Here is a 13,440-nt window from a genome sequence, read left to right on the forward strand (position 1 = left end):
ATTGCTGATTGTCAAAGTATTTAGCGACTGAAGACAAAAGTTTGCATAGACTCATTAATTTCTGTTTTTAGATGGTAGAGAAATAGTAATCAGCAAACCACAAAGTTCGTTATTAGCGGTATAGATATTTTTTGCTGTAATAGAGCCTCCTACTGCAGCCACTTGTCTGTTGGCTAAAGCCAATCCTAAGCCAAACCCTCGAATAGGAGGCTTATGTGGTATCGATGAGTTGCTCAGTCTAGCTTTGTCGACACGGAAAAAGGGTTTAAATATGTCAGTTAATAGTTCTTCGGGAACGCCTGGGCCTTGATCACTAATAGCTAACTCAAAGCCGAAATCTGTCTTAGATAGCGAAACCTGAACGGTGCTTTCTTCAGGGGTATGGCGTAATCCATTCCTAATGATGTTTTCGATAGCTTGCCCTAGTGATAATTGACTACTATGTGTTATTAACGCTTTTTCTGGCAACAAAGTACTCAGTTTTCTGTTGGGGTATTCAAATCGCGCATCATCACAAATTACTTGGATTAACTCGACTAAGTCAAAGCTATCTGAGTCTAATCTAGGTGATTCAGTATTAAACCAAGCTAACGTTAGTGTATCTTCCACAAGGTTACGCATGGTATTCGCCTCATATCTTAGACGCTCAATTGCCTGTTGAGGATTGATCTGTTGCTGCAAAAAATCCACAGCCATATCAATTCTAGTTAATGGCGTGCGTAACTCATGAGATAAATCAGCGAGTAGTTGTCGTTGATTATTGATGAGTTGGCTTATTCTTTCTGCCATCTGATCAAAAGTAGCGGCTAACCGAGTTAATTCATCATTTCGTCGAAGCTGAGATACATTTATTCTGGCATCAAAGTTACCTTCACTAAATGCTTTTGTAGTGCTCTCCAGTCGACGCAAAGGCCTCATTACATGCTGGTATAAAATAAAGCTCAAAACACTAAGCAAAATTAATGGCAGGGCAATTTGCAATATTATTTTTGCGTAGGTTAGCATCGCTCCAGGACGCATCCTTTGAGGTAAACGTATCAAAAAATGATTAGATGAGTCAGAAAATGGGACTTCCATCGTCGGGTTTTGTTGAAAATACAAGTGGATCTTCCATTCGACATTTCTACCCAATCGAAATTGTTCAGTAAAGGTTTCAGAAAGAATAGAGTCGGCGAAGGGAGTAATTTGTGAAGTAACAACAGCAGCCCAAGTATCTTCCTTGCGTTGCAGCTCTTTTAACCAAACAGCAAGGGCATTTTCTCCTTCATTCTGTAATATATTTTCTGCTTGTCTACCATATTCCAATAGCTGCTGTTGGTGCTCTTTGGCGATAAAACTCATGCTGGTTTCAGTATGATTTGTGAGCCAATCTATGGCCCAAAAAAGTACCACAGTTCCCAATCCAATAATTGCACAAAGTCGCCAAAACAGCATGTTCTTCATGTAAACCTATAACCTTTTCCGTGCACAGTAGTAAGACGTTCGGGGGGCATTCCTGCATCAACTAACTTTTTTCGAACTCGACTAAGATGCATATCTAAACTTCTGTCGTATCTACTGAATGAGCGCTCTAGCACGATTTGGTAAAGGTAGGCCTTACTCATTGTTTCATCCCGGTTTTCTAATAAAACCCATAATAGTCTGAATTGAATCGGGGTTAATTCGATAAGCTGATCTTCGAACGTTACTTGTTGTTTGTTTCTATCTAGTAGCAACCTATCAACACTGAGTTGTAGACTTTTTTGATTCCGTTTAGAGTTTACTCTGGTACGACGTAATAAAGCTTCTATGCGCAGCATCATTTCCGTAAAATTAAATGGCTTGGGGAGATAATCATCTGCGCCATTCCGGTACCCTTCGATTCTTTCTTGTTCAGCACCGCATGCGGTTATCATCATTACAGGTGTATGCTTCACTTGGCGTAACTGACTCAAAATAGAAAAACCATTGAAAGTTGGGAGAAGTACATCTAACAGGATAAGGTCAAAGCTTCTCTGGATAGCGGTACACAAGCCTTTTTGGCCATCTAGGCACTGCTCGGTAATAAACCCTTTTTCTTCCAGTAGCCTAGAAATTTGGTCACTTAGAGTAATATCATCTTCAATGATTAAAATATGAGCAGTAGACATAATCTTAATTGGTGTGCTTTGGCGTTCTTTCAATCTTATTGATAATCATTCTTATTTGCAAGCTGCAGCTCGGTATTTGTTCAAAATAGTCGTGCTAAAGTGCTCTTAAGCTATAATGAAAAATAATTAGCACTTTTTTAGACGTTGAGTCTCACGCTACTCTGATTGTTTGACGATATGTTTATCAGAGATACTTAACTACTTGCTTCAGAGCACAAGCAGCATAAAGTTAACCCAAAATAACAATACAAAGGTAGACCTATGGCAACTCCAGAAGAAATGGCACAGACCATGAGGAATAACGTGGAATCGAAAACCGGAAAAACCATGAATGCTTGGTTTGAGGTGATTTCAAAAGGTCAGCAAGAGAAGCATGGGCAAATTGTTAAAATGCTAAAAAGTGAGTATGGAGTTACCCATGGTTTCGCTAATCTAATTGCCAGTGATTTTTTAAACCCTCAAGCTGGATCCTCAGATGACTCAGGGTTAATAGACAATCAATACCGTGGTCCTAAACAAGACTTGAAAGTAATTTACGATAGCATAGTTCAAGGGCTAGAAAGCTTTTCAGAAATGCAAATATCACCTAAAAAATCCTATGTAAGTCTGAGACGAAATAAGCAGTTTGCGTTGATTCAGCCCTCTACTAAAACCCGTGTTGATGTAGGTATTAATCTTAAAGGTGTTGAACCACAAGGTCAGTTGGAAGCTTCTGGTAGCTTTAATTCGATGGTTACTCATCGTGTTAAAATCACTGATATTGCCCAAGTCAATCAAACCCTTTTTGACTGGTTAAAAATAGCCTATGAACAAAGCTAAGATGGTAGCCAAGGTGTAAGCCTAGTCCAACCTTACTCTAAGGGGGTTATTGTATGGCTTGGATTGGTTTTTCCAGCAATATCAGTTAGCGGTTTCGCGCCAATGAATCATACGGTCATTACCGTGAAATATCCCAAAAGTGGCTATGGAGGTTGGGTTTTCAGTGTATGGACCGTCAAAATTAGAGTCCAGGTCACTCCAATCAAACTGTAGCCACGCTGGAGCTTCATATTCAATTCGTATATCACCTTTGTGATTGCTTCCTGGCGCAGATAGAGTTAATTCTGCCCGTCCAGATTGGAACGCCCCTTCTCCCGACGCGCTGCTGCTTGCTGTACTTAAACTTATGTCGGTAATATTGACATCAGTTGACCCATCGAAGCGGGTAAAGTTATCTTCGCTATTAATTACAAAACGACTCCCATTCCAGTACTCAATCTGCATAGGAATGTTTAAAGAGGAAGTTTCAGGGCCATAGTTATTTTTAAGAACCCAGCGTCCAAAACGAACTTCTTGACCGAATGGTAGTAATTCATGTACTCCATTGCTCGCATCGCCATCTGAATCACTTGCAGTAATCCCATCCGTGTCAGTAATCGACGCAATTTTTAAACTCAGGCTACTCGTAAAGGGTTCAACTATTGAATTGGCATTGCGTTGATACACAAAATTATCGTTAGCGTTAAACCTATAAGTAATGACGCCACCGGCTTGCGTAATGGTTGGAGAACCTAGGTTTGCGCTAAGGGCGATATTATTGCTGCCATCTGCGCCAATTTGATTTGAATCTTCCGTTGGGGTGATCCTAACAACATTTGATTCATCTAATTTCATGAAGTCGCCGATATAGTTCAAGGTTGTACTATCAGTTAGAGACTTGGCAGTAATAGTGAATTCAGGTTCAGTGCCAAATGTAATTTGGCCTGAAGACGGATTTGAGATATTCATCTGGCCAATATAAACAAAGGGATCGCCACCGGTTAAGAAGCCATCTAATACCGTTTCTAAATCAAAATATGCTGGGGTAAAACGACCAATACTATCACTTGTCGCTGCCGCGATTGTTTTGCCAAAATAACTATTTACTGGCGGCGTTGCTGTTATTGCAAATACTCCTACTTCGGAGATAGTTTGATTGCTTTCTAAATGTATCCCGTTGTCACCTGAATCAATATCAATACTCACCACGCCTAAGGTAACCGAGTTGCCGGTTAATGGGGCCACTGTATCTACTGAAAGGGGGATATTATCCATTTCAAAATTAGGGGTAATGGTTCCATCACTGCAGGCTGCCGCTACCGATAAATTGAATGTTTCACCGGATTGCTTAAACACACTGCAGTTGGCATCGTCTGAAGCACATTGGGCATTTGTATCAGCGCTGGCAACGATTAATTTAGCTGGGCTGACAATGGTTGTTACTGTTGAAGAGGCTAAACCATTGCCACTTGCGTCATTGACTTCAATACTAATTTTACCTGCGTCTTGGTATTCGAAACTCAATTCAGCAGTGCCATTTTCATCAAAACTAATGATTCTGTTTTGAACTACTGAGGCCGCAGCCATGCTGGTGGAGTCTAATGTGGGTACTTTGCTACCGGTGGTTGGATTGGCGTAGTTAAAAATTAAATCCAGTGCTAAATCGCCACTTTCTGCTGCAGCACAAATGGTACTACTGTCGCCCACCTTGACCGCTTGGATAGTCAAATTTGCTGTACTACATGCGGTATGATCATCTAGGGTAAGTAAGTAACCTCCACTGGCAAAAGTGACGTCACAATCTGGAATACATTCTAGATCGTATAAAGAAGGAATATCTGTTGTAGCAGTTAAAGTAACGGTTTCAGCCGTTGTATGGCTTAGTTCGACACTCACACTTTCACCACTTGGAATGGTGACAGGATTAGTACTCCAGGTAGAAGGGTCACCTGTTGCCCAGAGGGTTAGATTAACCTCATTTTGTACTAACTCTGAACAATCTTGATTTGCACAGGCTTTAATAGTTAACGGCTCAGCGCTACAGGTTAAGCCATCTCCATCATGTTCTATTTCAATATGATGGAGTGGCACTGTACAAGAGTGAGTGGCAGCCATTAAGCTGGCTACTTCAGTAGCACTCATTGCGATTGGTTTAAGGTTTACTTCATCAATAGCACCGTGAAAAACGCTCTTTTGGTTTGCCGATGAATACAAATTGCCAATATAAAAATCGCCAGTGGTGTTTGGGATCAAACTGCTCGACTCGGCAAAAGTACCATCAAGGTCGCCATTTACATAGAGTTTGACTCTTTCCGATTCGTCTTGTGTACCATCAAAAACAATTGCTATATGGTACCAAGTATCCTCTACGAAATTCGTGTTAGATTGGAATCTGTCATTCGAACCGTCAATATCAACTTGTAGTCGATTACCGCCTGAATTGGTAAAAAATGCGCCATAAGAAACTTCATCTACACCATCAGGACCTTTTGAAAGTATCCCTCTTGAGTCGGTGCCGTTGGTTTGATTAAAACTACTGGCTTTAATCCATGCCGAGATGGTCATGGTCGTTAATTCATCTAAATTGTCGCCATTGGTACTGACAACATAATCATCAACCCCATCAAACTCTCCATATCCACAAGAGCCTGGATCTCCTTCTATGGCTGGAGCAATTCTTGATGTTGCAGGATCTTCGCCTACACCATAACCAACAGACACAGCGTCGTAACCACTGTTAGTGTTATCTCTTACCTCAAATGCGGTCCCGTTCCAACTGGGCTCATCCATACGCCATTGTGCAGTTTTGCACACACCTTCATTTAATCTAAAGTCGGTGGCTCTAACATACGATGAACTGCCATAGTTGTTAAGACTATGGAAACGTAGAATATTGCTGGTTATTGGATCAAAATCGAAGCTTTGCAATGAGGTTATGTTTTCAGCGGTAAAGATATAACTGGGTGTTACGGCCGAACCAAGTAATTTAAAGTCTGCGATACCGGTATAAGTTGGATCCCCATGATTGTTAATAGTGACTAACCGCACTCCCGTTACGTCTGTTACTTGATCTTCTTCATCCAACACTATTGTATGTGGGGCGGATGTCATAGGTACTGAAAACGTATTTGATGGGGTAACAGATTCGCCAATCACTTCAAATTCACGTAATCCAACAAATGATGCATCTCCGTGATTGTTTATGGTTATCAACTTAACAGCTGTTACATCCTCTGGGATATCTTCTTCATCCAACTCAAAGGTTTCCCCGTCTGCATGCATGGCTGCACTAAAGATTTTCGTTTTCGTAATGGATGGGCCCAAGAGTTCAAACTCTTTGGCGCCGATATAAGTAGCATCACCATGATTACTGATAGTTACGAGCTTCACATCAGTGACATCGACAGGTACGTCTGCAGGATCTAAGGTGAAAGTTTGCAGATTATCGCTCATTGCAGCGGTGAAGGTTTTACTTTGGGCAACAGATAAACCACGAATTTCAAACTCACGAGCACCAATATAGGTTGGGTCACCATGGTTACTAATGGTAATAAGTTTTACATCGGTCACGTCAACCGGCACGTCTTCACTGTCTAATGTGTAAGTTTCGCCATTACTATGCATTGCAGCTTTAAAAGTCTTACTTTCGGTGACTGATGGCCCTAAAAGTTGCAGTTCTTTTGCACCAATATATGTTCCATTGCCATAATTGGAAATGGTTCGCAAACGTACATCAGTGACATCTTCAAACTGGTAAGCAGCATCGATGCTGAAACTTTCACCATCGTTATTCATTGCTGCAGTATATGTAAAAGAGGGTCCAACTGAATCGCCTAGAAAAGCCAGCTCACGAGCGCCAATGTAGGTGGAATGACCATGATTAGTTAAAGTACGTATGCGTGTTGCGGTCACGTTACTATAAGTGTCCAGAGGCCATGTTTGTAAGTCGCGATCCAGATTGGCAGTAAAAATAGTTCCGCCGTCCGGGGCATTGATGGTTTGCCAAGGCCCACCGGCTATTTGAATATCTAGTTCAAAGGTCTGAATCGATATATTGCTTCCGTAATTGACTAGGGTAAAACTATCGAGGTTAATACTATCGCCACTAATTCCGTCATTGTCAGTATCAAACGTAAAGGCAAAAGTATTATCTTGTTTAGATGATAACCATTGGTTACTTTGGTCGCCATCGTGCAGATGTTTAGCGGCATAATAAGAATTATTATGCTCACTATCTAAGGTGGTAAAACTGCCGCCATTATCAATCAAAGAAAAGTTGTGGTTAGGTTCATTGGCTGATGATCCTAATACAGGTATTTTAATCCAGTTTGGATTGGAAAGGGTTTTTACTTCAATTTGAAAGAGCTTAATGGAAATATCATTAACGCCATAATTGACTAGGTGAAAACTTTCAAGTTTGAAAGCGTCCTCTGAACCCGCGAGATTACCATCTTCATCAAGATCAAATTGAAAGTCTAAGGTATTGTTTTCTTTGCTACTTAACCAACGTGTATTTAAATCACCGTCGTGTAAGTTAGCTCCTGCATAGGTAGTGGAGCTATGTTCACTATCAATATTGACTAAGGTTCCTCCCTGTTGTGCCAAAGCGAAATTATAGTTTGGTTCGCCTATGACTGAGCCTGGCACACTGAGTTTTTGCCAATCTGGGTTAGCGGCGGTCTTAACTGCGACTTGGAATTGGTAAATTGATCTGTCATCTGTTCCATAGTTTTTTAGATAGAAACTTTCCAGGGTAAATTGGTCTGCCTCTGTAGCAATTACCCCGTCTCCGTTGGCATCAAATTGAAATTCAAAGTAGTTATTGGTTTTGTTGTTTAACCAATAACTATTGTCGTCGCCATCATGAATATTATTAGCCGCTAATGAGGTTGCATTAAGTTGCCCATCAAAACTGGTGAGAGTGCCGCCTTGATAAGATAACGCGAAGTTATAGTTGGCTTCTCCGCTTGTGGAGCCTGGCACACCGATTTTCTGCCACGCTGTATTAGCAGCGGTTTTAACGGAAATCTGAAATTGGTTTATTGAGCGATCATCGTTTCCATAGTTTCGCAGACGGAAACTTTCGAGGGTAAACAGGTCTGTTGGGGAACCCATAATTCCATCTTCGTCAACGTCAAATTGAAACGATAGAGTGTTATTGCCTTGGGAGCTTAGCCATCTAGTATTTTGGTCGCCATCGTGAAGATTCGCCGCTCTCCAATAACCGGAGTCTAATTCGCTATCAACTTCAACTAAAGTGCCGCCATTATGGGACAACGCAAAATTAAAATTGTTATCACCAACACCCGCTCCAGGTACATTCAGCTTTTGCCAGCTAGGATCCGAAAGGGTTTGCACGGCTACCTGAAACAGTTGGACAGAACGGTCGTTATCCCCATAGTTTTTAAGATAAATTTTATCAAGTTTAAATAGATCGTCAGTGTCGCCTTCGGCCCCCGTTGTACCGTCGTTATCAGGGTCGAAAGTAAGCTCAATGGTATTATTTCCGCTGTTACTTAACCACAACGAATTATCATCGCCATCTAGAATATTTTCCGCCGCCCATGTGGTGGTATTGTACTCACTATCGACGCTACCGAGTATGCCGCCATCTTGAATGCGCGAGAATATGTAGTCTTCATCTCCCGCCACCGAGCCGGGCACTTCCAGCTTTTTCCAAGTCAAATTATCAGTTGTATATTCAATTTGGAACTGTTTAACGGAACGGTCATCGTTCCCGTAGTTGCTAATTTGTATTTCACTAATAGGAATGGAATTGCCAACGTTGCCATTCCAATCGGTATCAAAGTTAAACTCTATACTGTTATTTGATTTTCTCGATAACCATCGCGATTTTATGCTGCCATCATTAAGATTACTAGCTGCGTAGTTAGTGCTATTGTATTCGCTATCAACTGATACTAAACGAGCCCCTTGAGCCCAACTCAAATAATCAATTTTACTGGTTGGGTTTTCTTCGGCTACAACGGGACGCCAGCCTTGGGTGCCAGAATCAGTGCTTAGTGAACTGTCTGAGGTAGTAAGTAATACAAATTGCTTTAAAGACGTTGAATCTTTTCCGTAATTATATAATTCGAACTCATCGACACATAGTGCTTCATTGCTGTTATTTAGTTGAAAGTTAATATCGTTAACTAACTTGCTAGATAGCCAGTGAGTATTCGAGTCACCGTCTAACAGATTACTGGCCGCCCAAGTAGTGCTATTATATTGGGTTTCTACTAAGGTTATTGTTGAGGGTTGCAGTACATCTGCTAATACCCAGGTAGTTGGAAAAGTGGCGAGTAATAAGGGAATTTTTAATTGAAAGATTTTGGCTATTGGATTTTTGAAAATATGCATTACAACAAAGTCTTAAATAACGTAAGTGCTGACAAAATCATAATAACCTAGCTTTAGTGTAATTGTAATATTAGGAATTAGACATGCGTATAAATATGCTATTTATCATGGCACTATCAAGCATAGGGGCATGTAGCCCTGAAGTATCTGAACCTGAGCACTCAAAAAACTCAGAACAATTACTTGAGGAGCAACAAAAGCACGATAACGCCAAAGAGCTTAAAGCTGAGAAACAATTGCTTGAGGAATCGCAGACGGAAATTCAGCAGGCTCTGATAACACTCGAACAAGAAGCTGAGTTGCACAGGCAGCAATCTGAACAAGACTTACTTTCACTAGCTGCTGAAAAAGACCGTTTAGTAGAGCAACAATTGATTGAAATGGCCGAACAAGAAGCGAAAGAGTTAGAGGCTTTGTTGCAAGAAGACGAACAAGCAATAGAAGATAACTTTTAGCGTCTGATAAACCTTCGGATTCTGAGTTTGTTCATCCTGTCATAATGAACAAACCACAATTTTAAGTCAGTCAGATAGCTTAATTAAGCTATCTGTAGTCACAATATCCCCTTTATTCTAAACCCACGTTATCTAGCACAAACTCGAACTCTCCAAGTGCAGGACCTGCCACAAATGCAAACCCAGAAAGCTGACTATGATCTAACCCATTAAAAGCGGATAATGGTAAACGTATACGCTGCCATTGTTGGCTTACTTTAAAGTTTTGCGACGGTGGAATACTGGTAGCTGTGGCTGTAAACGACATAACTCTATAATCTCCTTGTGTACCTTTCACATCAAATGCGATGTGGGAGTATGCGGAAATATCAACGCCTATTACTGGCGGCGAAAAATCACCTACTGTTGCTCCTGCCCAAGGATAAGGAAAACCTGACTCAACATTAGCAACTACTCTTAAACCGCCGCTGCCAGCAACACCAATAATATCTAACTGGGAAATGGTTGCCTTAGAATTGCCATTGGCATATCCATCGTGGGTATGACCCCAACTAAAGCCTTCCTTAGCTTGCAACGCGCCCTGATTTTCAAAGTCTCCTAATAGTGCGCTTTCAATCGCAATACCATGATTGCTTTGAGCTAGTTTTTGTTGAATTCGAAAGCCGTTTTTCAGTACGTACTTCAGATTAAAAATAGTATCTATATCTAGATTTGGGTCACCTTCTATAACCACAAGATCAGCGCGTTTTCCCACTTCAATAGTGCCGCGATCTTCGAGGCCAAACTGAGTGGCAGTATCTTGAGTTGCTGCAGCTAAGGCTTCACTGTTGCTTAACCCGGATTCACTGAGTAAAACAATTTCATGGTAAGCACTTACTCCGTATGCAGTTCCTGGATTAGGAGAGTCTGAACCTGAAAGTATGGTGACGCCTGCCTGTTTAAATAATTCGACATTTTGTTTGGCAATGGCGAAATCAAACCCACTAGCTGAATGCTCAAAACTAGCTCCCAAGCTTTGTTTTTGTTGCGCAGAAAGTATCCCGGAAATACGTCCATCGGCTAACAATTGGCTACTGGAGTTTTGCTGATCTGCAGAAGCAATTACCCCTAAGGTTGGAATAATAAATATATCTTTTTCAGCGGCTAAATTTACCACCTCTTCAGTGACGACTTGGTCTGCAAAAATATGTACTAAGCCATCAATGTCCGCTTCAATCAGGTCTTTAGCTGCCTGATAAGTGGAAATATGCGCCAATACTTTTAGCCCTAATAAATGCCCCTGTTTTATCACTTCTTGCGCGGTTTGTTTGTCTAAGCTTGGTACTTTTTGCTGGTTCGGCATGTACACTAATTTGATATAGTCCGCACCTGCTTGTTGTCGCCTTGTGACCCAAGCCGCCACCTCGTCTATGTTTTTAATTGTATCAATGGCGAAGCCATATTGAGTACCATGTCCACCGTCGACTGTAGCTAGAGTACCTGAGCTAAATAAATCCGCTTTGTCGGTTTGCTGTAAATTTTGCCGTTGCCCGATGCTGTCCAATAAGCCTAGTTCACTGGTAAACATATCTAAGTGGGTGGTAACACCAAGACGCAATGCATCTTCAAGGGCGTTGCCATAAGAGTGAGTGTGGGCATCTATTATGCCGGGCAATACTGTGAGGTTTTGCCCTTCTATCACATCTATATCACCTAGTTTTTGCATATCAATAGAGGAGGATATTTGCGCGATTAAGCCCTCTTTTACCAAAACATTGGTGTTTTCGATAAATTTTGAACCATCAAATACTCTTATATTTTTTAACAGCAGGGTATTGTCTGAGGTTGCTGCAGAGGGCGCTTGTAGATTATCACTGTCTTTATTGGTGGGTAGTATGAATACCAAAGTGATAAGCATAACGATAACAACGGCACTAACGATACTGAATATATATTTAATCATGACTTTTGTTTCCTTTACTGCATTAATGACTGCGTTGTTTCGACCAAGCTATGGCGGTAAATACCAATAAACCAATACTCATCATGCCGACACACATTAAGTTGTAAACGATGTTTCTTTCTCCTGTTGCACCGAGGACAAACAAAGCAATTTCACTTAGATGAAAGGTCGGTAAAAATTGTGCAAATGTTTGCATGCTTTGAGGGAATAACATCATCGGGATCCACAAACCTCCTAGGGCGGCAAGTGCCAAAAATATAATATTGGAAATGGCCATGGCAGCGTTTCCGCTACAAGTAAACCCAATGCTCAAACCAATTAAGATAAACGGGAAAGTGGCTAACAAATGTACGCATAGCATCATTGCCCAAGTGCTTTGGGGGAGGGCAACACCTGCACCGAAGCCTGCGGCTAAATATATAATAATCAGCGAAATACTCGAAAAAAGCAGGGTGCTAAATACCTTAGCGCCAATATAACTAAAACCTTGGCTAGGAGCCGCTAACTTTAAGTCTAACCAACCTTTATCTCGCTCATTCGCAACGCTAATTCCAAAACCAAATATGGCAGGCCCCATTACCGCAAACACACCGTAGGTGGCCAGCAAGCCTGCTGCATTTTCATTGCTGCCGGGAAGCATGATGGCAAACAAAGCATAAAACGCCACCGGCATCCCTAGGGTTGGAAATATAAATTCAGGGGCGCGGAAGGCTTTTAGCAATTCGGCGCCAGTTTCTAAAACAAAAGAGTGCAAAATTCTGTTCATGCTTGGTCTCCTTGGCTTAAGGCGCTAAATACATCTTCTAATTTGGGTTGTGCCACGGTTAAGTCACTTAGTTGTGGATCGAGGTTTAACATTTCCTTGAGTGACTGATTGACATCGGCACTGCGTATCTCACTAAACCTCCCCGCGTTTACCACTGAACTCACACCCGATATGGTTTGCAACACATCCACGGATATTTGCGTTTCACAGCGGATAACTGAGCCTGTGGTTTGTTTTTTAATATCATTAGGAGAAGCATTGGCGACAATTACCCCTGAATTCATGATCATAATCCGGTCTGCTAAGTTTTCAGCTTCTTCCAAATAATGGGTGGTTAACACTATTGTTTTACCTTGTTCGGCAAACTGTCGAATGATAGCCCACATATTTCGCCTAGCTTCAATGTCTAAGCCCGTGGTGGGCTCGTCTAAAAAGATTAATTGCGGGTTACCAACAATGGCTAAGGCAAACTGAGCTCGTCTTTTTTGGCCTCCAGACAACTTTTTATAACGCTTATCTGCGAAGGTTTGCAGTTCACACATGTCGATGGTTTGCTGCACTGAAAAGGGCTTAGGGTAATAACTGGCAAACAGGGTGATTTGTTCACGAACAGTGAGTAGATCAGGTAAATCAGAATCTTGGAGGATCACACCCACTTGGCGTTTAGCCTGCAAACTACCCGGAGGGTGTCCGATTACCTGTAGATTTCCAGACGAAACTTTCTCTAACCCCAAGGCACATTTAATCAGGGACGTTTTACCCGCACCGTTTTGCCCAAGAATGGCAAACACACCAGCTCCTTGCAGGCTGAAGTTAATTCCTTTTATGGCCGCCACTGGACCGTAGGACTTTTTAAGATCTTGAGCTAATAATATGGGGGGAGAGTTATCCATTTATACTTCCTGCAAAACAAAATAGTCCGTAAACTTTATCGAGTTTGCTGTTCCAAACAAGTGACAAAAGTCACGTTTTGTTTTGCAGGAGTAA

General features: G+C 41.5%; 8 protein-coding genes. 2 read left to right on the forward strand and 6 right to left on the reverse strand.

What is annotated here, in order from left to right; translation table 11 throughout:
- Positions 1–54 precede the first annotated feature (54 nt).
- Complete coding sequence (locus ABJV04_RS14735) at positions 55–1,443, reverse strand: histidine kinase sensor domain-containing protein (protein WP_348492324.1); 1,389 nt, start codon at positions 1,441–1,443, stop codon at positions 55–57.
- Positions 1,440–2,129, reverse strand: a complete 690-nt coding sequence (locus tag ABJV04_RS14740; RefSeq protein WP_348492326.1) for a response regulator transcription factor — start codon at positions 2,127–2,129, stop codon at positions 1,440–1,442. The genes ABJV04_RS14735 and ABJV04_RS14740 overlap by 4 nt, the downstream gene beginning before the upstream one ends.
- Positions 2,130–2,390: 261 nt before the next feature.
- On the opposite strand from ABJV04_RS14740, the gene ABJV04_RS14745 reads away from it, so the two are divergent.
- The gene (locus ABJV04_RS14745; RefSeq protein WP_348492328.1) at positions 2,391–2,948 is read left to right on the forward strand and encodes a DUF5655 domain-containing protein; all 558 of its coding nucleotides are present in this window, start codon (positions 2,391–2,393) and stop codon (positions 2,946–2,948) included.
- Positions 2,949–3,029: 81 nt separating this feature from the next.
- Here ABJV04_RS14745 and ABJV04_RS14750 read toward each other — a convergent pair whose 3' ends face one another.
- On the reverse strand, positions 3,030–9,290 hold the full coding sequence (locus ABJV04_RS14750; protein WP_348492330.1) for a DUF6701 domain-containing protein: 6,261 nt from the start codon (positions 9,288–9,290) through the stop codon (positions 3,030–3,032).
- An 83-nt stretch (positions 9,291–9,373) separates the two neighbouring features.
- On the opposite strand from ABJV04_RS14750, the gene ABJV04_RS14755 reads away from it, so the two are divergent.
- Complete coding sequence (locus ABJV04_RS14755; RefSeq protein ID WP_348492332.1) at positions 9,374–9,745, forward strand: hypothetical protein; 372 nt, start codon at positions 9,374–9,376, stop codon at positions 9,743–9,745.
- Positions 9,746–9,857: 112 nt separating this feature from the next.
- On the opposite strand, the gene ABJV04_RS14760 is transcribed toward ABJV04_RS14755, so the two are convergent.
- The 3 genes from ABJV04_RS14760 to ABJV04_RS14770 are packed head-to-tail and all read right to left on the reverse strand — an operon-like array spanning position 9,858 to position 13,346.
- Positions 9,858–11,687 carry an amidohydrolase family protein gene (locus ABJV04_RS14760; RefSeq protein ID WP_348492334.1) on the reverse strand — a complete coding sequence of 610 codons (1,830 nt, stop codon included), beginning with the start codon at positions 11,685–11,687 and terminating at the stop codon, positions 9,858–9,860.
- Positions 11,688–11,709: 22 nt separating this feature from the next.
- The gene (locus tag ABJV04_RS14765) at positions 11,710–12,453 is read right to left on the reverse strand and encodes an ABC transporter permease (RefSeq protein ID WP_348492336.1); all 744 of its coding nucleotides are present in this window, start codon (positions 12,451–12,453) and stop codon (positions 11,710–11,712) included.
- Positions 12,450–13,346 carry an ABC transporter ATP-binding protein gene (locus ABJV04_RS14770; protein ID WP_348492338.1) on the reverse strand — a complete coding sequence of 299 codons (897 nt, stop codon included), beginning with the start codon at positions 13,344–13,346 and terminating at the stop codon, positions 12,450–12,452. Before ABJV04_RS14770 ends, ABJV04_RS14765 begins: the two co-directional genes overlap by 4 nt.
- Positions 13,347–13,440 lie beyond the last annotated feature (94 nt).

The organism is Aliiglaciecola sp. (assembly GCF_039982535.1).
In the GTDB taxonomy this organism is placed as follows: domain Bacteria; phylum Pseudomonadota; class Gammaproteobacteria; order Enterobacterales; family Alteromonadaceae; genus Aliiglaciecola.